The sequence below is a fragment of the Streptomyces californicus genome, assembly GCF_000717645.1.
In the GTDB taxonomy this organism is placed as follows: Bacteria; Actinomycetota; Actinomycetes; order Streptomycetales; family Streptomycetaceae; genus Streptomyces; species Streptomyces californicus.
The window spans coordinates 215,612-240,785 of sequence record NZ_JNZZ01000001.1 but is presented as its reverse complement, the minus strand read 5'-3'; the positions used below and the strand labels follow the sequence as shown (position 1 = coordinate 240,785).

Sequence of the window (25,174 nt, the reverse complement as noted above, 5' to 3'; positions counted from 1 at the left end):
TGGGGGGAGGGCTCAGGTGACGGTGGGGCGCTGCTGGAACGCGGGGGCGAGATGGGCCCCCGAGGCAGCGATGTCGCGCAGCTCGGCCACCGCGCGCAGCACGTCGGCGTGCGTCACGTACAGGGCGTTGAAACCGAAGCGGAGCAGGTCGGGGGCGCGCATGTCGCCGATCACGCCCCGGGCGGTGAGCGCCGCGACCAGCGGATACGCCTCCGGGTGCCGCAGCGCGACCTGGCTGCCCCGGCGCTCCGGATCGCGCGGGGTGGCCGCGGTGAAGCCGAGCCCGTCGAGGAGGAGGTCGGCGCACTCCTGGAAGAAGCCGGTCAGCGACAGGCTCTTCGTCCGCACGGCGGCCATCTCCACTCCGTCGAAGGCGGTGAGCGCGGCCTCCAGGGCGATCAGCGAGAGCAGCGCGGGGGTGCCGATCCGGGCCCGGGTGATGTCCGCCGCCGGGGTGTACGTCCCCGCCATCGCGAACGGCTCGGCGTGCCCGTGCCAGCCGGTCAGCGGATGGTCGAAGCCCTCCTGGTGGCGGTGGGCGACGTACGCGAACGCCGGGGCCCCCGGCCCGCCCGACAGGTACTTGTAGCCGCAGCCGACCGCGAAGTCCGCCTGGACCGCGTCGAGTCCGACCGGCAGGGCGCCCGCCGCGTGGCACAGGTCCCAGTGCATCAGGGCCCCGGCCGCGTGCGCGGCGGCGGTGAGCGCGGCCATGTCGTACAGCTCGCCGGTCCGGTAGTCGACCGGCGCGTACGCGGCGACGGCGACGTTGCCCGCCTCGGCGGCCAGCACGGCGGCGGCGTCCCGGGCCGGCACCCGGCGGACGTCGAGGCCGAGCAGCCGGCCCACCGAGTCGGCGATGTACTGGTCGGTGGGGAAGTGGTCCGGGTCGGTCAGCAGCAGCCGGCGGCCGGGGCGCAGCCGGGCGGCGGCGAGCAGGGTGTTGAAGAGCTGGACGCTGGTCGAGTCCCCGGCGACGGTCTGACCGGGGGCCGCGCCGACCAGCCGGCCGATCGCGTCGCCGGTCCGCACCGGCGCCTCCCACCAGCCGTTGGCGTTCCAGGAGCGGATCAGGTCTGTGCCCCACTGGCGGTGCACGGCGTCCTCGACGGCCGCCGGGACGGCGGCGGGCAGGGCGCCGAGGGAGTTCCCGTCGAGGTAGACGACCCCGTCGGGGAGGAGGAAGCGGTCCCGGACGGCGGCGAGCGGGTCGGCGGCGTCCAGCGCCGCGGCGCGGGTGGTGAGGCCGGTGAGGCCGGCGGGGTCGGTCAGCATGCTGGGGCTCCGTGGTCGGGGGTGGGAGAGGCGGCCGTGGCGGCGGTGCCGGTGAGGTCCAGGGCGATGTCCGTGAGCAGGTCCTCCTGCCCGCCTACCAGCCGCCGCCTGCCCGCCTCGACGAGCAGGTCACGGGTGTCGAGCCCGTGCCGGGCGGCCGTCGCCTCCGCGTGCCGCAGGAAGCTGGAGTACACCCCGGCGTAGCCGAGCGTGAGGGTCTCCCGGTCGACCCGCACGGGCCGGTCCTGCGTCGGCCGGACCAGCTCCTCGGCCGCGTCCATCAGGGGGAAGAGGTCGCAGCCGTGCTCCCAGCCCATCAGGTCGAACACCGCGACCACCGGTTCCAGCGGGGCGTTGCCCGCGCCCGCGCCCTGCCCGGCGAGGGAGGCGTCGACGCGGTGTGCGCCCGCCTTTACCGCGACGATGCTGTTGGCTACGCCGAGGCCGAGGTTGTGGTGGGCGTGGACGCCGATCTCGGTGGCCGGGTCCAGGACGTCCCGGTAGGCGCGGACCCGGTCCCGTACGCCGTCCATCGTCAGCCGGCCGCCGGAGTCGGTGACGTACACGCAGTGCGCGCCGTACGACTCCATCAGCCGTGCCTGCGCGGCCAGTTCGGCGGGCGGCGCGAGGTGGGACATCATCAGGAAGCCGGAGACGTCCATGCCCAGGTCGCGGGCGAGCGCGATGTGCTGGGCGGACACGTCCGCCTCGGTGCAGTGGGTGGCGACGCGGACCGAGGTGACGCCGAGCGCGTGGGCGCGGCGCAGGTCGGCGGCGGTGCCGATGCCGGGCAGCAGCAGCGTGGTGAGCCGGGCCCGGTCGAGGACCTCGGCCGCCGCCTCCAGCCACTCCCAGTCGGTGTGGGCCCCGGGACCGTAGGTGACGGAGGAGCCGGAGAGGCCGTCGCCGTGGGCGACCTCCACGGCGTCCACGCCGGCCGCCTCCAGGGCGGCGGCGATCGCCCGTACCTGGTCGAGGGTGTAGCGGTGGGAGACGGCGTGCATGCCGTCCCGCAGGGTGACGTCCTGGACGTAGACCCGGGTCATCGGCCCGTGCTCCGTTCGGCCAGGCGCTCGGCGGTGCGCAGCGCGGCGGCGGTCATGATGTCGAGGTTCCCGGCGTAGGCGGGGAGGTAGTGGGCGGCGCCCTCGACCTCCAGGTAGACGGAGACGAGCAGCCGGGCCCCGCCGCCGAGCCGGACCAGTGGGTCGTCGGCGGCGAGCGTCCGGAACTGCGGCTCCTGCTTGAGCCGGTAGCCGGGGACATACGCGGCGACCTCGGCGGCCTTCGCGCGCACCGACGCGGTGATCCGGCCGGTGTCGGCGTCGTCGACGAGGCAGTGCACGGTGTCCCGCATGAGCAGCGCCGGTTCGGCCGGGTTGAGGACGATGATCGCCTTGCCCCGGGCCGCGCCGCCGACCCGCTCCAGGGCACGGGAGGTGGTCTCGGTGAACTCGTCGATGTTGGCCCGGGTGCCCGGCCCGGCGGACCGGGAGGCGATCGAGGCGACGATCTCCGCGTAGTGCACGGGGGTGACGGCGGCGACGGCGGCGACGACCGGCACAGTTGCCTGCCCGCCGCAGGTGACCATGTTGAGGTCGGGCGCGTCCAGGTGCTCGTCGAGGTTGACGGACGGGACGACGTACGGGCCGACGGCCGCCGGGGTGAGGTCGATCAGCGTCTTCCCGTACGGGGCGAGCGCGGCGGCGTTGCGGTGGTGGGCGGCGGCCGAGGTGGCGTCGAAGACGACGTCGATCCCGTCGAAGCCGTCCAGGGCGATCAGCCCGGCGACCCCGTCGGAGCTGGTCGGCACGCCGAGCCGACGGGCCCGCGCGAGCCCGTCCGAGCCCGGGTCGATACCGATCATCGCGGCGGCGGTGACCACCCCCGAGCCGCGGATCATCTTGATGAGGAGATCGGTGCCGATGTTGCCCGATCCGATGACGGCGGCCTTCACCGCACGGCCTCCTTCAGCAGATGGGCGAGGCCGAAGAAGCGGACGGCGTTGCCGCCGAGGACCGCATCCCGGTCGGCGGGCGCCAGGCCGCTCTCGCGCACCAGCCGGCCGATGGACTCCTCGCCCAGCGGGAACGGGTGGTCGGAGCCGAGCAGCACCCGCTCCGCGCCCATCACGTCCACCAGGAGCCGCAGCGCCCCCGGGTCGAAGACGGCCGAGTCCACCGCGAAGCGCTCGGTGTAGTACGACGGCGGGTGCGGGCTGTCGGCGCGCACGATGTCCCGCCGGTGCCAGGCGTTCTCCGCCCGCCCCAGCAGGTACGGGAAGCTGCCGCCGCCGTGCGCGAACAGCAGCCGCAGCGACGCCGGGAGCCGCTCGAAGGCGCCGGAGAGGATCAGCGACAGGATCGTCAGGTGCGTCTCACCCGCCATCCCCGCCAGCCAGGCCAGCATGTAGCGGGAGTGGCGCGGATCGGTCGGCAGGTCCCACGGGTGGACCAGTACGGCCGCGTCCTCGTGCGCGCAGTGGGCGAGGAATTCGAGGAGGGCGCCGTCGTCGAGGTCGCGGTCGCCAAGGTGGTTGCCGATGTGGACGCCGTGGAAGCCTTCCCGCATCGCCTCGGTGACCATCGAGCAGGCCGCCTCGGTGTCCTGGAGCGGCACCTGGCACAGCGGGGCCAGCCGGCCGGGGGCGTGCGCGGCGTACCGCGACAGATGCCCGTTGACGGTCCGGCACCAGTCGGCGGCCCGTGCCGATTCCAGGCCGTAGCCGAACAGCAGCGGCGTGCTGGACAGCACCTGCACGTCGACGCCGAGCCGGTCGAGGTCGGCGACGCGGGTGGCCGGGTCCCACAGGGTGCGGCGCACCGGCCGGTACTCGGCGGCCCCGGCCATCATCATTCCGGCGTCGGGGCCGTCCGTGGTGCGCAGCCACGGGCCGTCCTCAAAACCGGTGATCCGGCGCGACTCGGCGCGGCCGATCTCGGGGAAGACGTGCGCGTGGACGTCGACGACGGTCATGCGCCGCCCGCCTCGTCGCGCCGGGTGCGGGGCCGCAGCTGCTCGGGCCAGTCCTTGCCCGGGTGGAGGGCGCCGCAGCGCCCGCAGGTGCGGGCGGCCGTGTCGGCGTAGAAGGCGGAGAAGACCGGTGGCAGGTCGTCGACGATCGAGGTGAGCTGCACCTCACTGCGGTGCACCAGGTGGTGGCACGCGACGCAGTACCACTCGAAGGCGTCGAGGTGGCCCTGCGGCCGGGCGAACTCGACGACCAGGCCGATGCTGTCCTCCTCCGGCCGCTGCGGGGAGTGCCGCAGGTGCGCCGGGGCGAGGAAGACGTCGCCCTCGCGGATGTGGATGTCACGCGGCGGCCGGCCCTCCTCCTCCATGACGCGGAGCACCATGTCGCCCTTGAGCTGGTAGAAGAACTCCTCGATGGGGTCGTCGTGGAAGTCGGTGCGGCGGTTGGGGCCGCCGACGACCGTCACCATCAGGTCGGCGTCCTGCCAGATCTGCACGTTGCCGACCGGCGGCTTCAGCAGGTTGCGGTGCTCTTCGATCCACGCCTGGAGGTTGAACGGTCTCATCGTCATCGGTGCTGTTCCTCGCTCGGGTGCTGGGGCAGGTGGGCCACCGCGCTGATCTCGATCAGCAGGTGGGGGTGGGGGAGCTGGTGGACGGCGACAGTGGTCCGGGTCGGCCCGGTCTCGTCGAAGTACTCGGCGTAGACCTCGTTGTAGCCGCCGAAGTCGTTCATGCTGACCAGGTAGGCGGTCACCGACACCAGGGCGTCCAGGCCGCCGCCGGCGGCGGCCAGGACGGTCGCGATGTTGTCGAGAACCGCCCGGGTCTGGGCCCGGATGTCGAGGTCGGTGACGCCCATCGGGTCGGCGCTCGCCCCGGTGAAGCCGCCGTCCGGCCGACGGGAGCTCGTACCGGAGACGAAGACCAGGTCGCCCGCGCGCCGCAGGTGCGGGAAGCGGCCGCGCGGCGGGGCCGCGCCGGGGACGATCACGACCCCTCCCCGGTGGTGAGGCCGACGGAACCGAGCCGGGCCACGGTGGCCCGCACGTACGTCCCCGGCGGCAGCGGTACGGCGGCGGTCGCCGCGCCGGCGAGGACGACCGTCCCCGCCGCGAGCGGGCCGGCCAGCCGCGCGGCGGCGGCCAGCGCGCGCAGCGGGTCCCCGAGGATCGCGGCCGTCGAACCGGTCTCCGCCGGGCGGCCGTCCACCTCCAGCACCACGCCCAGGTCGGCCAGGGACCGCAGTCCGCCCAGCGCGCCCGCCGGGGTCCAGGGGCCGAGCGCGTAGCCGGCGGCGGAGGTGTTGTCCGCGATCACCTCGGGCAGCGAGAAGCGGAAGCCGTCGTAACGGGAGTCGATGACCTCCAGGGCCGGGGCCACCGCCGCGACCGCCGCTGCCGGATCGCCGCCCGGCGTGAGGACCGCGCCGAGCAGGAAGGCGATCTCGGGCTCGATCCGGGGATGGATCAGACCGGAGACGTCGCAACGTCCCCCGTCCGGGATCTCCATCCGGTCCGTCAGCCGCCCGTGGATCAGGTCGGAGACGCCCATCTGCCGCATCTTGGCGGCGCTGGTGAAGCCCAGCTTCACCCCGGTGGGCCGCTCGCCGCGCGCGAACCGCCGCGCCAGCAGCGCCTCCTGCACGGTGTACGCCTCCGCCGTGGTGGTGAGGCCGCTGCCGCCGCCGGGCAGCGGGCGCGCCGCCCGGGCGGCCGTGTCCAGCGCCTCCGCCAGCGCGGCCGGGTCCACCGGCACGGCCGGGGGTGTCGGGTCTGCCGGGGTCATCGGGGGTCTCCTTCCGCGGCGGCGGGCCCGAAGGCCGCGCGCACCGAACCGAGTCCGTCGATACGGGCCTCCAGCACGTCGCCCGGAGCTACCGCCGCCATCGGCCCGAGCGCGCCGGTGAGCACCGTGTCCCCGGCCCGTAGCGGCGTGCCCAGTCGGACGAGGGTGTCCGCCAGCCAGACGGCGGCGTGCAGGGGATGGCCGAGGCAGGCGACGCCCGCGCCGGTGGAGACGGGCTCGCCGCGCCGCTCCAGCACCATCCCGGCGGTCCGCAGGTCCAGGTCCCGCAGCGGCACCGGTCGGGTGCCGAGCACGTACGCCCCGCTGGAGGCGTTGTCGGCGACCGTGTCCACGGCCGTGATGTCCCAGTCGCGGATCCGGCTGCCGACCACCTCGACGGCGGGCAGCGCGAAGGCGGTCGCCCGGATGACGTCGGCCACCGTGTGCCGCTCGTGCGGCAGGTCGTGCTCCAGGACCAGCGCCACCTCGGCCTCTGCCTTCGGCTGGAGCACCGCCCCCCAGGGCAGCTCCGCGCCGTCCGGCACGGCGGTGTCGTCGAACAGGGCCCCGAAGTCCGGCGTGTCCACGCCCAGTTGCCGCTGCACGGCGGGTGAGGTCAGCCCGACCTTCCAGCCGGTGATCCGGCGCCCCTCGGCCAGCCGGCGCCCGGTCAGCAGCGACTGCACGGCGTAGGCCGCGTCGAGGTCGCCGCCCGGCAGCAGGTCCCGGACGGGGGCGCAGGGCACCCCGCTGCGCCAAGCCCGGTCCAGGCGTTCGGCGGCGTCGCGCACCGCGGGGTCGTTCCGGTTCGTCGTCACAGCTTCACGCACACGTTCATCGGCTCCGAGAAGAAGTCCAGGGAGTGGTCGCCGCCCTCGCGCCCGATGCCGGACGCCTTCACCCCGCCGAACGGGGTGCGCAGGTCGCGCAGGTTCCAGGTGTTGACCCAGGCGATGCCCACGTCGAGGGCCGGGGCGACCCGGTGGGCGCGGCGCACGTCGCCGGTCCACACGGTGGCGGCCAGCCCGTACGGCCCCGCGTTCGCGAGGGCCAGCGCCTCCTCCTCGGTGTCGAACGGCGCCAGGTGCACGACCGGGCCGAAGATCTCGTCCCGGACCGCCGGATGGTCCTCCGGCAGCCCGGCCAGCACGGTGGGCTCCACCCAGAAGCCGCTGTCCCGTTCGTCCCCGAAGCGCGGAACCCCGCCGCCCGCCAGGACCTCGCCGCCGTCGGCCACGGCCCGCTCCAGGTGGCCCAGGACCTTGTCACGGTGGGCGGCCGAGACCATCGGCCCGTAGCCGGACAGCGCCTTCGCCCCGGCGGCCAGCGCCGCCGCGAACACGTCGAACACGGACCGCTCCACGTACAACCGCTCGGTGCACAGGCAGACCTGGCCGCTGTGGGTGAAGGCCGAGCGCAGCGTGCCCGCCACCGCCTCCTCCAGGTCGGCGTCCGCGAAGACCAGGCCCGCGTTCTTGCCGCCCAGCTCGAAGGAGACCGGCGCCAGCCGGGCCGCGGCCGCCCGCATGATCTCCGTACCGGTGCGGGAGGCCCCGGTGAAGGCGACCGCGTCCACCCCGGGGTGCTCGGTCAGCCACTGGCCGGCCGCGTCCGGGCCCCGCCCGTGCACCAGGTTGAAGACGCCCGCGGGGGCGCCCGCCTCGTCCATCACCTCGGCCAGCAGGCAGGCCGTGCCGGGGGTCAGCTCGGACGGCTTGGCGACGACCGTGTTGCCGGTGGCGAGGGCCGGGGCGACCTTCCAGGTGAGCAGCAGCAGCGGCAGGTTCCACGGCGAGACCACCGCGACGACGCCGAGCGGCTTGCGCACCGTGTAGTTCAGAGCGCCCCGGCCATCGGGGGTCGGGGTGTGCCAGGAACGCTCGCTCCGCCCGGCCAGCAGATCCGCGTAGGAGCGAAAATTGGCCACCGCGCGGGGGATGTCGACCGTCGAGGCCAGCTCGCGGGGCTTGCCGGTGTCGGCGCACTCGGCGGCGGCGAACTCCTCGAAGCGCGCCTCGATCCCGTCGGCGATCCGGTGCAGCAGCCGCGACCGCTCCGCAGGGCTCCACGCGGCCCACGGCCCGCGCAGCGCCGTACGGGCCTCGGCGACGGCCTGGTCGACCAGTTCCCGCGACGCCTCCGGCACCGCGCCGACGGTGCGACCGGTGACCGGATCGACGAGCGGGAACGGCACGCCGGACGCGTCGAACCCGCCTCCTAGGTAATGCCGCACGGGTGAACTCACCTTGCAGACCTCCGTTGCTGGGCCGGGGAGCTGTCCGAAACTCGCCCCGGGGCGTGCCGGTATAGTGCGCCCACCCAGCTATGCCGATCCAATGCCGATCGGCATGAGAGCCATAACAATCCTGGTATGCAGTGGTGCGGCCCCGGTCCGGGGCCCCCGCTTCCCCGGGAAGGAGCCCCGGCGATGGACCTCCTGGACGGTCGGCTGAAGTTCCGGCACCTGACCCTGCTCATCGCGGTGTACGACCACGGAAGCGTCGTCCGCGCGGCGGAGAGCCTCCACCTCACCCAGCCCGCCGCCACCCGCACCCTGCGCGAACTGGAGGCCGTCGCCGAGCTACCGCTCTTCGTCCGCGTTCCGCGCGGCATGCGGCCCACCGTCTACGGCGAGGCGCTCGTCGGCCACGCCCGCGCGGTGGTCTCCGAGATCCGCCGGGCCAAGGAGCACCTCACCGGGCTGCGCCAGGGCCAGGACGGCACGGTCACCGTGGGCACCCTGCTCGCCGGGGCCAACGTCCTGCTGCCCCGGGCCGTGGCTCGTCTCAAGAAGGAGCGCCCCCGGCTCACCGTCGTGGTCCGCGAGGGCACCCTCGACGTCCTCCACCCGGCCCTGCTCGGCGGCGAACTCGACCTCATCGTCGGCAGGGTGGGGCCCGCCCCCGGAGGCGGCGAGGCACTACGGCAGCGGATGCTCTACCGCGAGCCCATCCGGCTCGCCGTCCGCGCCGGGCACCCGCTCCTCGCGGAAGGGCCGGCCGGGGGGACCGTCGCGCTCACCGACGCGCTCACCCACCCGTGGATCCTGCCGGTCGAGCAGACCGCCCTGCGACAGGAGTTGGGCGCCCTCTTCGTCGACCGGGGGCTGCCGCTCCCCGCCGACCGGGTGGAATGCACCTCCATCCTCACCATGCGGGCCCTGCTCCTCCAGACCGACATGGTGGCGCTCCTGCCCGAACTGGTCCTGCGCGACGACGAACACCTCGCCGCACTGCCGGTCGAACTCCCCTCGGTGGGACGCACGGTGGGCGTCACCGAGGCTGCCCACCGCACCCGCACCCCCGCCCTCGCAGCCCTCCTGCGCCACCTCGACGAGGAGGCGGCACTGCTCCGCGCGAGCCTCGACGGCGGCGCACCGGGGTGACGGGGCGACGGGCTCCCGGCGTCCCGGCCCGAGCGCCCTCCACGTCTTGGCGTGTGTCGCCGGCTGTGCGCCGGTTGGCGGCCCAGACCACGAGTGCGCAGAGGCCGAAGGCGGCACCGAGGAGGCTGGAGCCGGCCCAGCCCGCGGCGGAGTACAGCGCCGTGGTGCCGGTCGCCCCGACGGCGGAGCCGAGGGAGTAGAAGAGCATGTAGCCGCCGATGACGCTGCTCGTCCGCTGTGGGTATGCGGCCGTGAGCAGGTGTTGGTTGCTGACGTGCACTGCCTGGACCGCGAAGTCGAGGACGATCACGCCGACGACGACCGCCCAGAGGGAGCGGGACGCTTGTCCGGTCGCCGGCCATGACGCGGCCAGGAGCACGAGTGCGCCTCCGGTGATCACGTCGGCGCGGCCGCTGTCGGCCCCCCGTCCGGCCCGAGAGGCCCCCAGCGCCCCGGCGAGCCCGGCGATTCCGAAGAGGCCGATCTGGGCGGTGCTCAGGTGCCATGGCTCGGCTCCGAGCGGGAGGGCGAGGCCGCTCCACAGCACACCGAAGGAGGCGAAGAGGAAGAAGGCGATCAGTCCCCGCGAGAGGAACAGGCGCTCACGGAACAGGTGCCCCAGTGAGATCAGCACCGCGCCGTACGTGGGGCGCACGTCGCGCGGGTCGGATGGCAGGAGGTTCAGCACGAGGGCGGTGAGCGCGAGGAGGAGTACGGCGAGCGCCACGTAGATGCTCCGCCACCCCCAGAGCGCGGCGAGACCGCCGGCGATCACGCGCGCTCCGAGGATGCCGATGATGACACCGGAGGTGACGGCGCCGAGTGTGCGGCCGCGTTCCGCCGCCGTGGACAGATCGGCGGCGAAGGCCACCGTGGTCTGGACGACGACCGCGAACAGACCTGCGATGGCCAGTCCGGTGAGCAGGAGCCACAGGTGCGTAGCGACTGCGGTCAGGATCATGCCGACCGCGGCGAGGAGAAGATGCCCGGCGATGAGCTTGCGCCGGTCGAACATGTCCCCGAGAGGGACAAGGAGCGCCAGGCCGATCAGGTAGCCGAGCTGCCCGGTGGTGACGATCCATCCCGAGTCGGCTTCCGGCAGGCCCAGATCCTCGCCGATCCGGGTCAGTACGGGCTGCGCCACATAGATCGTCGCGACCGCGACCGCGCAGATCACGGCGAACAGGGTCCTGCGGCCAGACACCGGGCTCATCGACACACCTCCAATGAGTTGCATTTTGCAACCAAAAAGAAGGTACGGCAGAATGGTTTCGAACCGCAACTCTTCAGGAGGGGTGATGGTGGGCGCAGCGGCCCGAACCGAAGAAATGTCCTGGACGGACCCCACCTGCCCCGTCGCGCGCACTCTCGACCTGGTCGGAGACCGATGGAGCCTGCTGATCGTTCGCGACGCCATGGACGGCGCGCGAGCGTTCACCGACTTTCAGCACCGCACCGGGATCGCGCGCAACATCCTCACCGACCGGCTGCGGCGCCTGGTCGAACGAGGGATCCTCGACCGGCAGACAGCCCCCACGGGACGGCGGCGGAACTACGTCCTCACGGAAGCCGGCCGAGACCTCTTCGCTCTCATCGTGGCCGCGCGCCAGTGGGGTGAACGACACGCCTTCGCGCCGGCCGAGCCTCACTCGCTCCTCGTCGACGAGAGCGGTCAGCCGCTCCCGGAGCTGCGCCCCACCGACGCGCACGGCAGGCCCGTGGACGTCGATACGACCTCGGTGCAGCACGATCGCTGCCCCTGAGGGAAACCACCTCGACCGAGGCGGTCCGGCTCAGCCGGATGTCGCCGCCTGCCGCCTGGCGGTTGGACCGGGGCCCGGGTGCCCGGGGTCGGAGGCCGAGTCCGATTCCGACGGGCCCGCCGAGACCCCGCCGCCGACACATGTGCCCGCCCCCCCCGCAGTGCGGTTGCCCGCCCCGCCGGACGGGGGCGGCGGAACCTGGTCGGAGACGGTGCGGGCGGCGGCTGCCATGCCGATACGGTAAGGAGGTGCAGGCAGCAAACGAAACACCCGAGCGGCCCCCGGGCCGGCTCCACCGGGCGCGAGCGCTCTACCGCAACGTCTCCAAACGCCGCATGGCGTGGCATCTGCTCAAGGACACCGTCAACTCGTGCATCGAGTACCGCATCCTCGGGCTCGCCGCCGAGGCGGCGTTCTTCACCCTGCTCTCGCTGCCCCCGCTGCTGCTCGGCCTGATCGGCCTGCTCGGTTACGTCGACGAGTGGACGACCACCACCACGGTCGCCTCCATCGAGCGCAACATCCTCTCCGCCTCGCACACGGTGCTGTCCGAGCGCGGGGTCAACGAGTTCGCCAGACCGCTGCTCGCCGACGTCACGACCGGGGCCCGCCCCGACATCATCTCCATCGGCTTCGCCATCGCACTGTGGTCCGGCTCGCGCGCGGTGAACGTCTTCATCGACACCATCACCGTCATGTACGGCCTCGACGGTCACCGCGGCATCGTCAAGACCCGGCTGCTCGCCTTCCTGCTGTACGTCGTCGCCCTGCTGCTGGGCGCGGTGGTGCTGCCGCTGCTGGTCGTCGGCCCGGACCGGGTGGTCGAGTTCGTGCCCTGGGGCACCGAGGTCATAGCCGTTCTGTACTGGCCGCTCGTGATACTGCTGACGATCGCGTTCCTCACGACGCTCTACCACGTGTCCGTGCCCGTGCGGTCGCCCTGGATCGAGGACGTCCCCGGGGCGCTGGTGGCGCTCGCCATGTGGGTCCTCGGCAGCTTCCTCCTCCGGATCTACCTGACCAGCACCGTCGAGGGCCCCACGATCTACGGCTCCCTGGCGGCGCCCATCGCCGTCCTGCTGTGGATCGGCATCTCCGCCTTCGCGGTCCTGGTCGGCGCCGCCGTCAACGCGGCCATCGACCGGGTGTGGCCCTCGCTCGCCACGGCCGCCGCCCGCGAGGCCACCGAACGGGCCCGTGCCGCGCAGGCCGCCGAACTGGTCGCCCGGTCCCGCTCGGCCGCCTACGCCGATCTGGACGACGAGGACGACGACGAGGACGGCGGGCCCGCGTACATGCCCTCCGAGTTCCCGGAGCGCTGGTCGCGCTTCCTGCCGCCCGACGACGTGAAGTCCCGGCTGCACGCGACCCGTGAGAAGGAGACCAAGGACGCCCAGGGGGCGGCGGACTCCACCGAGACCGGGGAGACGCCGCCGCGCTAGCGGCCCTCCGGCCGTTTCAGGACCGGAGAGGAGCTGCGGCGGGCATCGCGGAGGCGGCGCAGCGGACCGGGCGTCGCGAACCGGCTCTTACGGCCCCGGAGTCGCGGACCCGGCCATGGCCGGCCGGACCGGCACCCTAGGACAAGGGGGCGAACAGCGACACCCCGCAGCCGTCCGGGTCCAGCACCACCGCGTAGCGCTGGCCCCACGTGGCGTCCCAGGGCTCCATGTGCCCGGTGTGCCCGGCCGCGACCAGCTCGGCGTACAGCGTGTCCACCTCCCGCGCGCTGTCGCAGGCGAAGGCGAGCGCCAGCCGCTCACCGCCCGCCGGACGCTTCCACTCCGGGTCCAACGCGGCGATGACCTGCTCCGTGTCCCACAACAGCCGCTGCCCGCCCGGCAGATGCACCTCGACGTGCGGTGCGGACTCCGCCCCGTCGGGGATGTCCAGGCCGAGCCGCCGGTAGAAGGCCAGCGAGGCGGCGAGGTCGGCGGTGATGATGCTGAAGGAGTCGAATCGTGGCGTCATGGACCGATCGTAGGCACCCGGCCCCGCGCCTCCGACCAACCGGCCCGGCGGCCGTGTTCCGCGCCGCCCGCCCGGGCCGGCGGGCGCCTTCGGGGCCCGGTCGCCCGCCCGGCGTGCCTGCCGGGCCCGTCGAAGCCGGGAGACCGCATCGGCGCCGGGGAAACCGCGTGAACGACCGGAGGCCGCACCGCCGCCCGGGAAGCCGTGAGCGACCGTCGCCGCCCGGGAAGCCTCGCGAGCGACCGGTAGCCGCGTCGGCACCCGGCACCCGGCAGACGGCACGGGCACGGGGGAGGGCCCTTGCCCCTCACCCCAGGCAGTCCGCGGGCGAGGTTCCCGGATCGGTCAGCGCCAGCCCCAGAGCGGCCCGTTCGGTGACCCACCGCGTCGGCCGGTGGCGCGGGTCGCCCGTCGTCGCGTGCAGCGCCCGCTGGAGCGCCAGCATCCGTACGGCCCCGACGCGCTCGCCCCAGGCCAGCGGCCCGGCCGGATAGCCGAGGCCCGTCGTCACCGCCAGATCGATGTCGGCGGGCGCGGCGAGCGAACGCTCCGCGATCGAGCAGCCGACCGCCACCACGGAGGACAGCAGCCGCTGCGCGACGGAGCCCGCCGTGTCCCGCACCACCGACACCGCGTACGGTTCCCCGTCCCCGGAGCCCCGTGCCAGCACCGCCCGCGCGTCCCGGGCGGCCGTCGCGTCGCCGGCCGCCGTCACCGCGAGGACCCGCCGCCGTCCCGCGGCCGGCAGCACCTCGACGCCGAACGTACGTTCCCGGGGCAGCCCGTCCGCCGCCACCGCCGCCGACACCGCCGTCCCCCAGACGGGGACCAGCACCACGGCCTCCGCCGACGGCCGCGCGCCCCGCTCGACCCGGACCCCGGCCGCCTCCAGCGCGCCGGCCAGCTCCTCCTCGTACGCCGCCGTCTCCGGCCGCCCGCCCCGGACCAGGAACACCGGGCGCTCCCCGTCCCCGGTGACCGGGCTCTCCGGCGCGGGGCCGGACGCCCCGTCCCCGTACGCGTACCAGCCCCGGCCCGTCTTGCGGCCGTGCAGCCCCGCCGCCACCCGGTTCGGGGTCAGGAAGGAGGGGCGCAGCCGGTCCTCGTGGCGGAAGCCCTGCCAGATCGAGTCGATCACCGCCGCCGTCACGTCGAGGCCGGTGAGGTCCATCAGTTCGAAGGGTCCCATCCGCAGCCCCAGGACGTCCCGGGCGATCCGGTCGATCGCCGCCGGCTCAGCGACCGACTCCTCCAGCAACGCCAGCGCCTCGGTCACCAGCCCCCGCCCGGCGTGGTTGACCAGGAAGCCGGGGGTGTCCGCGACGGTCACCGCGCGGTGACCGCACCCCTCCACCAACGCGGTCAGCAGCGCCGGGATCTCCGGCCGGGTCGCGGCCCCCGGGACCACCTCGACGATCCGCATCAGCGGTACCGGATTGAAGAAGTGCAGCCCGGCCAGGCGCGTGGGGTCCTGGAGCGTGGCGGCGATCCGCGTCACGGACAGGGAGGAGGTGTTGGTGGCGAAGACGGCGGAGGCGGGCAGCGCCCGCTCCAGCTTCCCGAACACCTCGGCCTTGGTCTCCAGGTCCTCCCGTACGGCCTCGATCACCAACTCCACGTCCGGGCCCGCCGCCCACGGATCGGCGAGTGGCACCAGCCGCGCCACGGACGCCTCCCGGTCGGCGGCGGACATCCGGCCCTTGGCGACCGCCCGGTCCAGCATCGACGCGACGAAGCCCAACGCCTCCCGCACCGCCTCCGGGCGTACGTCGGCCAGCTCGACGGTGTGACCGGTGCTCGCCGCCCACTGGGCGATGCCGCGGCCCATGGCCCCGGCTCCGACGATCCTGATGCGCATGGCGGTGAGGTCCCTTTCGACAGCGGAAGACGACAACGGAAGACGACAACGGCGGGAAGAACGAGAACAGCGAGAACAGCGAGCGGCGGGAAGGGCCGGGTCAGCGGAGGTAGACGCGGTCCGGATCGACATCCTCGCGCAGGAGCCGCAGCTCCGCGGGGGTGGGCGGCTCCGTCGTCGCGACCCGGCCGGCGGTCCTCAGCTCCCAGCCGGTCGCGGCCAGCACCTGCGCGACCGTCACCCCGGGATGCACGGCCACCAGCCGCAGTTCGTCCCCGATGCCGTCCCGCGCGAGGACGCCCAGCTCGGTGACGACACGGGTGACCCCGACGCCCAGCGGGCGGATGCCGTCCGCCAGCGCCCGGTCCGGGCCCGGCGTGGTGCAGAAGTCCAGGGCGGCGGCGAAGGAACGCGGGGTGTGGCGGCGCATCACGACGAACACCTCCCGGGCGTTCGCCATCACCTCGACCGCACCCCCGGACCCCGGCAGCCGCACCGCCGGGCGCTCCCACTCCCCGATGACCGAGGTGTTGAGGCTGCCCCACCGGTCGATCTGCGCGGCCCCCAGGAAGCCCACGTCGATGTGGCCGCCCTGGAGCACCGACCCGAACAGGGCGGGCATCGACACCACCGCCTCGGCCCCCGTGATCAGGACGGCGTCCGCGATGGTCTCCGGCAGCCGGGACGGGTGCGCCCCGCAGACCCCGGATTCGTACACCACCTCGATGCCCGGCGCCACGGTCAGCGCCGCCAGCTCGACCGCGAGCGTCGGCAGCCCGATCCCGGCGAACACCGTCCGCCGGCCCGCCAGTTCACGCGCGGCGACGACCGACAGCAGCTCGGAGGCCGTGACGGGGCCCGCGCCCCGCCCCGGCCGCCCGCTCACAGCCGCCTCCCGTAGTCCACCGACCCGCTCAACGCCTCGCCCACCGCGAGCCGCGCCCAGAACTCCTCGCCCCGCTTCGCCACGTACTCCGCGTGATCCGCCGTCCCGTACACCCACTCCTCCAGCCACGCCCGCAGCCGCGCCGGGTCCGCGCTGATCGCGGACCAGGACCGGTAGAAGGCGTTGTCCCGGTCGTAGTAGCCCTGCGCGAACGAGGGGTGCGCCCCGCGCGGGCAGACCACCACCGCGTCCACCGCGTGCGCCGGGATCAGGGTGCGGTTCGGATCCGCCCGGACCACCTCGTCCGCCACCAGCTCCTCCACCACGACGACGGCCCGGTCCGCCGCGTACACCGCCTCGGCCTGGACCCCGGTCAGCCCCCAGATCTGGGTGTTGCCCCGGCGGTCGGCGCGCTGCGCGTGGACGATCGTCACATCGGGGTTGACGGGCGGCACCACATAGATCTGCTCGGGTCGTCCGTCCGGCCCCGGATACGGCGAAGTGACCTTGCGGATACCCGGGTTGACCGACGGCAGATCGCTCCCGCCGTACGACCGCAGCGGGTGGAAGGGCAGCCGCTGGGCCCCGGCGACGTACCGGCACACCATCCCGTAGTGGCTGTACTCCTCGAACTCCAGCGGCTCCGGATCGGCCCGCTCGATCCGCCGCCGCAGCTCACCGAGCGAACCGGCCGAGGAGTTGCCCACGAACGACGAGACCAGCCGCGCCACACAGCCCGCCGCCAGCATCTGGTCCACCACGATGTCCGCCGTCATCCGGACGACCGTCAGCCCGCGCCGGCCCTGCCGGATGATCTCGTGGCCCGCGGCGGTCGGGATGAGATGGGTGAAGCCCTCCAGGCTCACGGTGTCCCCGTCGCGCACATGGCGTGCGACGGCCTCCCGCAGCGAGACGACCTTGTCTCCCGCCGCCCCACCGGCGTCCGTCGTCCGTTCCACAGCGCTCCCCGACGTCGGTGTGCAGGTCGCCCCACCGTGCCAGGCCCCATTGATCGGTGTCCAATACCGAATTAGGCTCGTATTGAGATGCCCCAGGTCTCACCGGGGCGCTCACGAACGACACCCGGTCGAACAGCGCCGCGAACGACTCCCGGACCGGCAGGAGCACGAGGGGGACCCGCATGGAGCTGCGCCACCTGAGGGCCTTCCTCGCCGTGGCCGAGGAACTGCACTTCGGCCGGGCCGCCAAGCGCCTCCAGATGGCACAGCCGCCGCTGAGCCAGCAGATCCGGCAGCTGGAGAAGGAGCTCGGGGTCCAGCTCTTCCGCCGCAACACACGCTCCGTACGGCTCACCGGCGCGGGGGAGGCGTTCCTCGCCCCCGTACGGACCGTCATCGACGACTTCGACACGGCCGTGCGCGCCGCCCGTTCGGCGGGCCGGGGCGAGTACGGCCGCGTCACCATCGGCTTCGCGGGCGCCTCCAGCCACGAGACGCTGCCCCGCCTCACCCGCGCGGTGCGCGCCGCGCACCCCGGCCTCGAACTGGTCATGACCGGTCAGACGTACGCCAACGTCGCGCTGAACCGGGTCGCCGACGGCTCGCTCGACCTCGGCTTCGTCCGGCTGCCGGTGAACCGGCCCGGAGTGGAGCACCGGGTGATCGACGAGGAGGAACTGCTCTGCGCCCTGCCCCTGGACCACCCGCTCGCCCGGTACGACGCCGTGCCGCTCGGCGAGCTGGCGGACGAACCGTTCGTCTCCTTCCCCGCCAACACCGGCTCCACCGTGCGCGACGCCCTGACGGCGGCGTGCGAGAGCGCCGGATTCACCCCGCGCGTCGTCCAGGAGGCCCCCGACTCGTACACGATCATGGCGCTCGTGGCCGCCGGGGTCGGGGTCACCCTCACGGTCACCTCCGTACGCCACATCCAGCAGAGCGGACTCGTCTACCGGCCCCTCGCCGGACCGCCCGTCCGCCTCCAGGCCGCCCTGGCGTGGCGCGCCGACAACCCCTCCGCCGCCCTGCACGCCGTGCTCGCCGTCGCCCGCGAAGCCCTGCCGACACCAGGCCCCGGGCCGGGGCCGGGCCCTGATTGAGACGTCCGCTCACTCAATGAGTGGCGCATTCGGTATTGGACCCACCGATTCACCGGATGCGAAGGTCACCCCACCGCCGTACGGCGGCTCGCTCCCGGCGGAACCAGCACCCGCCACCCGTACCCCGTCACCCGCACCCCGCCCGTCGTCCCCGAGAAACCCCACCCGTCGTCCCCGAGAAAGGAAGGCCCCGTCGTGCAGCCCGACGTCGTCATCTGCGAACCCCTGCGCACCCCCATCGGCCGGTTCGGCGGGGTCTTCGCCCAGCAGACGCCGGCCGCGCTGGCGGCCCACGTCGTCGCGGAGGTCGTCGCCCGGACCGGCGTCGACCCGGCCCGCGTGGACGAGGTGATCCTCGGCCACGCGTACCCGACCAGCGAGGCCCCCGCCATCGGCCGGGTCGCCGCCCTGGACGCCGGACTGCCCACCACGGTCACCGGCTCCCAGATCGACCGCCGCTGCGGCTCCGGGCTCCAGGCGGTGCTGGACGCGGCGATGCAGATCCGGGCCGGGTTCAGCGAGGTCGTCATCGCGGGCGGCGTCGACGTGATGAGCGCCGCCCCCTACTACACCCACGACGGACGCTGGGGCATCAAGGGCCCCGGCCTCCAGCTCCACGACGCCCTCGCCCGGGGCCGCGTGACCGCCGGAGGCGTCCACCACCCGGTCCCCGGCGGCATGATCGAGACGGCGGAGAACCTGCGCAGGGAGTACGGCATCAGCCGCGCCGACCAGGACGCCCTGGCACTCCGCTCGCAAGCGCGGGCCGCCCGTGCCGCCGCCGAGGGCCGCTACGACGCGGAGACCGTCCCGGTCACCGTGCGCACCCGCAAGGGCGAGACGACGGTCACCGCCGACGAACACCCCCGCCCCGACACGACGGCCGAGCAACTCGCCGCCCTCCGGCCCGTGATGGCGACGTCCGACCCGGACGCCACCGTCACCGCGGGCAACGCCAGCGGCCAGAACGACGCGGCAGCCGCCTGCCTGGTCACCAGCGCCGGGACGGCCGAACGCCTCGGCCTCACCCCCCTCGTCCGCCTCGTCTCCTTCGCCCGCGCCGGGGTGCCCGCCGCGACGATGGGCATCGCCCCCGTCGCCGCCACCCGCACCGCCCTGGACCGCGCGGGCCTCACCCTCGCCGACCTCGACCTGATCGAGCTGAACGAGGCGTTCGCCGCCCAGGTGCTCGCCTGCACACGGGAGTTGGGACTCGGCGATACGGACCACGAGCAGCGGATCAACGTCAACGGTTCGGGCATCTCGCTCGGCCACCCGGTCGGCGCCACCGGAGCCCGCATCCTCGCCACGCTCACCCGCGAACTCCACCGCCGCGAGGCCCGGTACGGCCTGGAGACGATGTGCGTCGGCGGCGGCCAGGGTCTCGCCGCGGTCTTCGAACGCATCGCGGACTGAGCCGTGTTCCCGCTCCGGGCGATCCGCGCCCCGAGCGCGACGGCGGTGACCGGCACCGCGAGGGCCGGTGCCGCTCACAGGGCCCTGGGCCCCTCCCGGCTTACCGGGTCAGCGGCGTTCTCCGCTCTTCCGTCGGTGAACGATGAGCGGCAGGGCGGTCCCGATCAGTGCCAACACGGCGGCGGCGACCCAGTGCCGCGTTTCCTGGCCCATGAGCAGGCACGAGGCGACACCGAACCAGGCGCCCGCGGCCGGAACCAGGGCCGTGTACCGCTCCGCGGCCGTATCGGTGAGAGAGGCCATGCTGATGTAGGCGACGATGAATCCGCCGAACAGAGCGATGGTGTACCACCAGTGCCCGTCAGGGAGGCCGTAGCCCTTGTGTGTTCGCTCCAGGCCCAGGTCAACGGCACCGGCGACTGCCCAGAAGAACGCGCCGGAAGCCATCACACCGAGAGCGACGCGCCACGCCGTATTCACCATCCCGGAATAGTACGAGCGACCACCGACGGTCGACCAGGGCATTGCTCCCGGGCCCGCCCGCGTGCGTCTTCCCGCCGTTCCTGACCACGTGCCGGCCGGACGGCCTCGTGCAGGTCGAACCCGCTGCCGCTGCCGCGGACGCGCAGAGGTCCGGTCGGACGGCCTCCGCCGTCCGACCGGACCTCCTTCATGCGCAGGAGTTCTGCCGGCCCCGATCAGTCCCGTGCGCTGCGGGCCCGACGCATCATCACCGCGCCACCGAGCAGCAGCGCGGCGCTCGCGCCGGCGGCCAGACCCAGGTCGGCCGCACCGGTGTCGGCGAGGTGCGCGCCCGGGGTGTTGGAGCCGGGGGTGTCGGACCCGGGGGTCTCCGAACCAGGGGTCTCCGAACCGGGGGTGTCGGTACCGGGGGTGTCCGTCGGCGGCTTGTTCACCGGCGGCTCGTCGACCGGAGGCTCGTCCACGGGCGGCTCGTCCACCGGCGGCTCATCGACCGGGGGCTCGTCCACCGGCGGTTCGTCCACGGGCGGCTCGTCGACCGGGGGCTCGTCCACGGGCGGCTCGTCCACCGGCGGTTCGTCCACGGGCGGTTCGTCGACGGGGGGTTCGTCGACCGGGGGCTCGTCCACCGGCGGGTGGTCGACCGGCGGGTGGTCGTGCTTCGGGCCGTCGGCGTTCACGCACGCGTTGCCGAAGGCGGGGTTCAGCAGGGCGATCACATTGACGGTGTTGCCGCAGACGTTGACCGGGACGTGCACCGGAACCTGTACGGCGTTCCCCGAACCGACCCCCGGCGAGCCGACCGCCGCGCCCTCGGCCGCCGCGTCGGCGTGCGCGGTGCCGCCCACCGCCGCCAGGACGCCGGACGCGGCCGCCATGACGATCATGCTTTTCTTCAGGACCTGTCGCATTACTTGCCCTTCCTTAGGACACTCGCGGGGACATCGCGTGGGTGCTTCGCGCGCGGGGAGCGGGCTGCCGCAGGGCGGAGCCGCGGCAGAGCCGGAATCCGCGGGAAGCCGTGGCGAAAGCTGATGAAGACGTGCGCGCTGGACGACTGACCTAACGAGACGGGGACCGGGCGGGAAACTTGGAGTTGAGGGGAAGTTGTGCAATCACCCGAATAGGTGGTGCCCCTGATTTCCGCGCATCCCGGCGGGCAAGGCGGCAGAACCGTTTCGCCGTCAACTCGGCCGTATGCACGTGGGATTGACACACGGCCCTCCGTCAGATCGGAACGGAGGGTGCGTCAGAACCGGTGACCGTCGCTCGCTCGTTCGGGGGAACGCGTCAGCGGGTAGGTGTTCGCAATTCCTTCACGAACGCCGGCCGGCCGAGCGGGAGTGATGAGCCCGTCCCCGGCGCCCCCGGTGTCACCCGTGCTCCGGTGTCCGGCATTCGGGTGAACGCGCGCAACCAAATGGTCCCGGGCCGGGTTGACCAGGGCGCTCCGCCACGGAGCGATCAGTACGAGAAGGGTTAATCGTGATCAAGAAGGTTCTGGCTACGGGCGCTGTCGCCGCCTCCATCCTCGGTCTCGGCACGACGCAGGCCATGGCCATCGCCAACGACGGCGGCACCACCACGGTCAACGGCAACGGTGCGTCGCAGTCGTACGGCAACTCCGAGACCCACGGTGACTGGAGCCCGCAGTTCGCGCTCGTCCAGGGTTCGCTGAACAAGCCCTGCATCGCCCTGCCGGCCAAGGCGAACGTCGGTTCGCTCATCGGTCTCGTGCCGATCGCGGTCCAGGACATCAACGTCCTGTCCTCGCCGCAGAACCAGCAGTGCACCGAGAACTCCACCCAGGCGAAGGGCGACGAGGCCCTGTCGCACATCCTTGAGGACATCCCGATCCTCTCCGGCAACGGCGCCGGCAACAACTGATCTCCGGCCGCCCGACTCGGGCCCGGGCCCTCGGCGTTCCTCCCACCGAGCGGCTCGGGCCCGTTGCTTTTCCGGGACCGGGGCCGGGAACGCGTCCGGGTTGCGCCGCCTATTGCGCGCGTGACGGCCCGGCGCGAACCGGCCCCGGTCGTTGCGGCATTCGGGCGTATATCCCGGAATCCGCCCGTCGAACAGTTCCCCTTCCGGCCGTTCATCGTTACGTAGGACAGCGCCGGAGTCGTGAGAGATCAGAACCTGACTCGGGCGGGCACGACAGCCGTGGCCGCACCGGACTCCGCCGAGGAAAGGGTAGAGAAGTGAAGTACACCAAGGTTGCCGCCGTCGCCGCCGGTACGCTCATGGCCATGGGCGTTGCCGCTCCGGCCATGGCCGACTCGGGTGCCGAGGCCATCGCCGCGCACTCCCCGGGCGTGCTGTCCGGCAACATCGTCCAGGCCCCGATCCACATTCCGGTCAACGTCTGCGGCAACACCGTGAACGTGATCGGCGTGCTGAACCCGGCCTTCGGCAACACCTGCGCCAACGTCTGACCCGTTGACCGCTCGGGCCGTGTGCCCGCGTCAACCGGTGGGCCCCGAACGGCGGATGCCGTCCGGGGCCCGTCCTTTTCCGTGGGCGGGCCCCTTTCGGACACGTGGACGATGCCGGAGAAAAGCGGCCTCCCGCAGTTTCCCGAATGCGGCGCGATCGTTGATCAGAGGGAAAGCGGCGGAAGTCACAGGCAAAGAAGACCTTGTGCGCGGCACGGAAACGTGACCGATGCGGACGCCGCGCGGAAGGGAACCAGAAAAGTGAAGTACGCGAAGACCGCCGCCCTCTTTGTCGGTTCCGTGGCCGCTCTCGGAACGGCCGCCCCCGCCTTCGCCGCCACCATGCCCACGGCTCCCAGCTTCAGTCTCGACAGCGGTATCAACCAGGTGATGGCCAGCGCCCCGCAGGTGGTGGACCCCCTGGTCGACACGGCCGCCGACGCCACCGAGACGCTCACGGAGAACGGCACCGTCGGCAAGCTGGCGGGCCGGGCGACCGGTGCGGTCGAGGGCGCCGCCCCGCTGCTCGGTGGCGTTCCGCTCGGCGGCTGACCACCGCGACACAGCTCCTTCCCCGGCCTATTCCGCCTGATTCACCTCGTTATCCAGAAGGGCTTTTCCATGTTCAAGAAGATCATGTCCTCGGCGGCCGTCGCCGTTTCCATCGTCGGCGTCTCCGCCGCGGTCGCCCCGGCCGCCATGGCCACCGCCAACGACGGCGGCACCACGACGCTCAACGGCAACGGCGCCTCCCAGGCGTACGGCAACTCCGAGACCCACGGCGACTGGAGCCCGCAGTTCGCGCTCATCCAGGGTTCGCTGAACAAGCCCTGCATCGCCCTGCCGGCCAAGGCGAACGTCGGTTCGCTGCTGGGCCTCGTGCCGATCTCGGTCCAGGACATCAACGTCCTGTCCTCGCCGCAGAACCAGCAGTGCACCGAGAACTCCACCCAGGCGAAGGGCGACGAGGCCCTGTCGCACCTGCTGAACGACATCCCGATCCTCTCGGGCAACGGCGCCGGCAACAACTGACACCGGGCGGCAGCCCAGGCCCGCACGGGCTGACGCACACGGGGCCGGCCCCTTCCGCCGTCACGGCGACCCTTCTCGCCGTGACGGCGGGGCCGGCCCCTTCGTGGTGTGCGGACCACTCCGTACGGACTCCGGCCGGGGCATCCGGTTGAGCCGGATGCCGTAGCCCCGGCTGACGATCGGGGCCGGGCCGGGTAAGGCCTCCCCATGGATCCGTACGACAGTCAGACCCCGCACGACGGCGAGCGGCATCCCGCGCCGACCGGTACCCCGATCTACGACCGGCTGGTCGCCGAATGGCAGGCCGCCGGAGGCGGCCACCCGTTCGCCGAACCGACCCCGGCCCCCGTACCCCGCCGCGTCGTCGGGTTCGTCCCGGCGGCACGTACCCCGGAGCCAGCCCCCGGGACCTGAGGAAACGTCCACCTCGCGTGAGAAACAACCCATTTGAGTGGTATGGCGCAACCGATCCGGGGCGGCGGCAGTTGATCAGTACGTTCCACAACGGAACGCTCCGAAAGGTGAAGTTGATGAAGAAGATGATGGCCGGCGCCGCAGTGGCCGTGTCCCTGCTCGGTCTGTCCGCGGCCGCGGCCCCCTCGGCCATGGCGATCGGTAACGACGGCGGTACCACCACCCTCAACGGCAACGGTGCCGAGTCGGAGATCGGCAACGCCGAGACGAAGGGCGACTTCAGCCCGCAGAGCCAGCTCATCCAGGGCACCCTGAACAAGCTGTGCGTCGGCCTGCCCCTCAAGGCGAACGTCGGTTCGCTCATCGGCGTCGTGCCGATCGCCGTCCAGGACGTCAACGTCCTGTCCAACCCGCAGAACCAGCAGTGCGCCGACAACTCGACCCAGGCCAAGGGTGACGAGCCGCTGTCGCACATCCTGGACGACATCCCGGTCCTCTCGGGCAACGGCGTCGGCAACAACTGACGCTCCTCAGCCTGAAGCGCTGAACGCGGGCGGTCCGGAGATCACTCCGGGCCGCCCGTTCCCGTTCCCGCCGCGACAGCGGCCCGGATGCACGGCCGCGAGCCACGGGACGGCCGAGGCCCACCGTCCCCCGGGGGACGGTGGGCCTCGGCCGGTCTGCGGAGCGGGTGGGGCGAACCGTCAGCCCAGGGTACGGACGGGGAGCAGGCAGTGGGCGGCGGTGCGGACGACGTCCTCGTCCGTGACGAACGCCCGCAGCCGGTCCTCGCTCACGGGCTGCCCTGGGACGGCCTCCGGCCACGGGGTGGTGGCGAACATCCCGTACACCTGGCCCTGCCCCTGGGCCGCGGCCACCCATTCGGCGGGGGCGGGGTACTGGGCCGACAGGTGCGGCAGCGTCAGAACGGCCTGGCCCGCCTGGACGAGGAGCTTCGCCTGGATGCCCGGGGTCTCGGCGGCGTCCTGGATCGGGCCGCCGACGCGGAGCCCCGCCCTTCCCAGCGCCGTGTGCAGGGCCTCGCGGCCGGCTTCCGGGCCGTCCTGTCCGTCGCCCAGCGAGTAGGCGAGGAGGAAGGCGGTGTCCTGGTCGGCGCCGGGCTGCCGGCCGCTCCAGCCGATCAGGATCTGGGTGCCCAACTGGGCCTGGGTGAACGTGCCGACGTGGGCCTGGGGTGTGGTCATGCTCGGCACACTAACGGCCAAGGAACGGCCCCTATGCATGCGTATCACTCGATAGAGGGAGATCTACGGGTGTTCCAGAGAAAAACGACCTGGCCCGATGCGCGGGAGAAAATCAGTTGACGGTGGTCCCCGGGGCGGCGCTAGGGTGATCACCGTTCCGCACGCGGCGCAGACGTGTGCGACCGGAAGCCGAAGAAGCAGGAGGTGAGGACATTGATGACTGTCGTT

Annotated in this window: 28 protein-coding genes; 11 read left to right on the top strand and 17 right to left on the bottom strand. The window is 73.1% G+C overall.

What is annotated here, in order from left to right:
* Positions 1-12 precede the first annotated feature (12 nt).
* The 9 genes from kynU to IF19_RS0101005 are packed head-to-tail and all read right to left on the bottom strand — an operon-like array spanning position 13 to position 8,269.
* Positions 13-1,275, bottom strand: a complete 1,263-nt coding sequence (kynU, locus tag IF19_RS0101045) for a kynureninase (RefSeq protein ID WP_030114954.1) — start codon at positions 1,273-1,275, stop codon at positions 13-15.
* The gene (dmpG, locus tag IF19_RS0101040) at positions 1,269-2,321 is read right to left on the bottom strand and encodes a 4-hydroxy-2-oxovalerate aldolase (protein WP_050493735.1); all 1,053 of its coding nucleotides are present in this window, start codon (positions 2,319-2,321) and stop codon (positions 1,269-1,271) included. The genes kynU and dmpG overlap by 7 nt, the downstream gene beginning before the upstream one ends.
* A complete protein-coding gene (locus tag IF19_RS0101035) occupies positions 2,318-3,232 on the bottom strand; it encodes an acetaldehyde dehydrogenase (acetylating) (RefSeq protein ID WP_030114957.1) in 915 nt (304 codons plus the stop codon). Before IF19_RS0101035 ends, dmpG begins: the two co-directional genes overlap by 4 nt.
* Positions 3,229-4,251, bottom strand: a complete 1,023-nt coding sequence (locus IF19_RS0101030; protein WP_030114958.1) for an amidohydrolase family protein — start codon at positions 4,249-4,251, stop codon at positions 3,229-3,231. The genes IF19_RS0101035 and IF19_RS0101030 overlap by 4 nt, the downstream gene beginning before the upstream one ends.
* Entirely contained in the window at positions 4,248-4,820 is a 573-nt protein-coding gene (locus tag IF19_RS0101025; protein WP_030114959.1) for a 3-hydroxyanthranilate 3,4-dioxygenase, read from the bottom strand. Before IF19_RS0101025 ends, IF19_RS0101030 begins: the two co-directional genes overlap by 4 nt.
* Positions 4,817-5,242: a RidA family protein gene (locus tag IF19_RS0101020; RefSeq protein ID WP_030114960.1), complete on the bottom strand. Its 426-nt coding sequence runs from the start codon at positions 5,240-5,242 to the stop codon at positions 4,817-4,819. The genes IF19_RS0101025 and IF19_RS0101020 overlap by 4 nt, the downstream gene beginning before the upstream one ends.
* A complete protein-coding gene (locus IF19_RS0101015; RefSeq protein ID WP_050492634.1) occupies positions 5,239-6,036 on the bottom strand; it encodes a 2-keto-4-pentenoate hydratase in 798 nt (265 codons plus the stop codon). Before IF19_RS0101015 ends, IF19_RS0101020 begins: the two co-directional genes overlap by 4 nt.
* Positions 6,033-6,854: a 2-keto-4-pentenoate hydratase gene (locus IF19_RS0101010; RefSeq protein ID WP_030114962.1), complete on the bottom strand. Its 822-nt coding sequence runs from the start codon at positions 6,852-6,854 to the stop codon at positions 6,033-6,035. The genes IF19_RS0101015 and IF19_RS0101010 overlap by 4 nt, the downstream gene beginning before the upstream one ends.
* Entirely contained in the window at positions 6,851-8,269 is a 1,419-nt protein-coding gene (locus IF19_RS0101005) for a 2-hydroxymuconic semialdehyde dehydrogenase (RefSeq protein WP_199807279.1), read from the bottom strand. The genes IF19_RS0101010 and IF19_RS0101005 overlap by 4 nt, the downstream gene beginning before the upstream one ends.
* A 195-nt stretch (positions 8,270-8,464) precedes the next feature.
* Between IF19_RS0101005 and IF19_RS0101000 the strand changes: the two genes are divergently transcribed.
* On the top strand, positions 8,465-9,421 hold the full coding sequence (locus IF19_RS0101000) for a LysR substrate-binding domain-containing protein (protein ID WP_030277973.1): 957 nt from the start codon (positions 8,465-8,467) through the stop codon (positions 9,419-9,421).
* On the opposite strand, the gene IF19_RS0100995 is transcribed toward IF19_RS0101000, so the two are convergent.
* On the bottom strand, positions 9,309-10,634 hold the full coding sequence (locus IF19_RS0100995; RefSeq protein WP_078580389.1) for an MFS transporter: 1,326 nt from the start codon (positions 10,632-10,634) through the stop codon (positions 9,309-9,311). The genes IF19_RS0101000 and IF19_RS0100995 overlap by 113 nt on opposite strands.
* Before the next feature lie 85 nt (positions 10,635-10,719).
* On the opposite strand from IF19_RS0100995, the gene IF19_RS0100990 reads away from it, so the two are divergent.
* The gene (locus tag IF19_RS0100990) at positions 10,720-11,184 is read left to right on the top strand and encodes a winged helix-turn-helix transcriptional regulator (RefSeq protein ID WP_032748699.1); all 465 of its coding nucleotides are present in this window, start codon (positions 10,720-10,722) and stop codon (positions 11,182-11,184) included.
* A 248-nt stretch (positions 11,185-11,432) separates the two neighbouring features.
* Entirely contained in the window at positions 11,433-12,626 is a 1,194-nt protein-coding gene (locus IF19_RS0100985; RefSeq protein WP_030114968.1) for a YihY/virulence factor BrkB family protein, read from the top strand.
* Between the two features lie 136 nt (positions 12,627-12,762).
* Here IF19_RS0100985 and IF19_RS0100980 read toward each other — a convergent pair whose 3' ends face one another.
* From IF19_RS0100980 to IF19_RS0100965, 4 genes are all read right to left on the bottom strand, one after another.
* Positions 12,763-13,155, bottom strand: a complete 393-nt coding sequence (locus IF19_RS0100980) for a VOC family protein (protein WP_030114969.1) — start codon at positions 13,153-13,155, stop codon at positions 12,763-12,765.
* Between the two features lie 307 nt (positions 13,156-13,462).
* Positions 13,463-15,013, bottom strand: coding sequence for a 3-hydroxyacyl-CoA dehydrogenase (locus IF19_RS0100975; protein WP_030114970.1), 1,551 nt, complete (start codon positions 15,011-15,013; stop codon positions 13,463-13,465).
* Positions 15,014-15,113: 100 nt separating this feature from the next.
* The gene (locus IF19_RS0100970; protein ID WP_030119887.1) at positions 15,114-15,899 is read right to left on the bottom strand and encodes a CoA-transferase subunit beta; all 786 of its coding nucleotides are present in this window, start codon (positions 15,897-15,899) and stop codon (positions 15,114-15,116) included.
* A complete protein-coding gene (locus IF19_RS0100965) occupies positions 15,896-16,858 on the bottom strand; it encodes a CoA transferase subunit A (RefSeq protein WP_030114971.1) in 963 nt (320 codons plus the stop codon). Before IF19_RS0100965 ends, IF19_RS0100970 begins: the two co-directional genes overlap by 4 nt.
* A 182-nt stretch (positions 16,859-17,040) precedes the next feature.
* Between IF19_RS0100965 and IF19_RS0100960 the strand changes: the two genes are divergently transcribed.
* Positions 17,041-17,958, top strand: coding sequence for a LysR family transcriptional regulator (locus tag IF19_RS0100960; RefSeq protein ID WP_030114972.1), 918 nt, complete (start codon positions 17,041-17,043; stop codon positions 17,956-17,958).
* A 195-nt stretch (positions 17,959-18,153) separates the two neighbouring features.
* Entirely contained in the window at positions 18,154-19,374 is a 1,221-nt protein-coding gene (locus IF19_RS0100955) for an acetyl-CoA C-acetyltransferase (RefSeq protein ID WP_030114973.1), read from the top strand.
* A 108-nt stretch (positions 19,375-19,482) separates the two neighbouring features.
* Here IF19_RS0100955 and IF19_RS0100950 read toward each other — a convergent pair whose 3' ends face one another.
* Both IF19_RS0100950 and IF19_RS0100945 read right to left on the bottom strand, forming a co-directional pair.
* Complete coding sequence (locus IF19_RS0100950; RefSeq protein ID WP_128647554.1) at positions 19,483-19,857, bottom strand: hypothetical protein; 375 nt, start codon at positions 19,855-19,857, stop codon at positions 19,483-19,485.
* 215 nt (positions 19,858-20,072) lie between these two features.
* Entirely contained in the window at positions 20,073-20,768 is a 696-nt protein-coding gene (locus IF19_RS0100945; RefSeq protein ID WP_030114975.1) for a chaplin, read from the bottom strand.
* A 574-nt stretch (positions 20,769-21,342) separates the two neighbouring features.
* Here IF19_RS0100945 and IF19_RS0100940 point away from each other — a divergent pair.
* The 6 genes from IF19_RS0100940 (at position 21,343) to IF19_RS0100915 (ending at position 24,265) form a co-directional block, all read left to right on the top strand.
* Positions 21,343-21,744: a rodlin gene (locus IF19_RS0100940; RefSeq protein ID WP_030187567.1), complete on the top strand. Its 402-nt coding sequence runs from the start codon at positions 21,343-21,345 to the stop codon at positions 21,742-21,744.
* A 317-nt stretch (positions 21,745-22,061) separates the two neighbouring features.
* Positions 22,062-22,295: a chaplin gene (locus IF19_RS0100935; protein ID WP_030114978.1), complete on the top strand. Its 234-nt coding sequence runs from the start codon at positions 22,062-22,064 to the stop codon at positions 22,293-22,295.
* Positions 22,296-22,556: 261 nt separating this feature from the next.
* Entirely contained in the window at positions 22,557-22,847 is a 291-nt protein-coding gene (locus tag IF19_RS0100930; protein ID WP_030114979.1) for a hypothetical protein, read from the top strand.
* A 69-nt stretch (positions 22,848-22,916) separates the two neighbouring features.
* Positions 22,917-23,327: a rodlin gene (locus tag IF19_RS0100925; protein ID WP_030277969.1), complete on the top strand. Its 411-nt coding sequence runs from the start codon at positions 22,917-22,919 to the stop codon at positions 23,325-23,327.
* A gap of 207 nt (positions 23,328-23,534) precedes the next feature.
* A complete protein-coding gene (locus tag IF19_RS0100920; RefSeq protein ID WP_030116492.1) occupies positions 23,535-23,741 on the top strand; it encodes a hypothetical protein in 207 nt (68 codons plus the stop codon).
* A gap of 116 nt (positions 23,742-23,857) precedes the next feature.
* Positions 23,858-24,265: a rodlin gene (locus IF19_RS0100915; RefSeq protein WP_030116493.1), complete on the top strand. Its 408-nt coding sequence runs from the start codon at positions 23,858-23,860 to the stop codon at positions 24,263-24,265.
* Between the two features lie 180 nt (positions 24,266-24,445).
* Here IF19_RS0100915 and IF19_RS0100910 read toward each other — a convergent pair whose 3' ends face one another.
* Complete coding sequence (locus IF19_RS0100910; RefSeq protein WP_030116494.1) at positions 24,446-24,946, bottom strand: DUF5949 family protein; 501 nt, start codon at positions 24,944-24,946, stop codon at positions 24,446-24,448.
* Between the last annotated feature and the right edge of the window lie 228 nt (positions 24,947-25,174).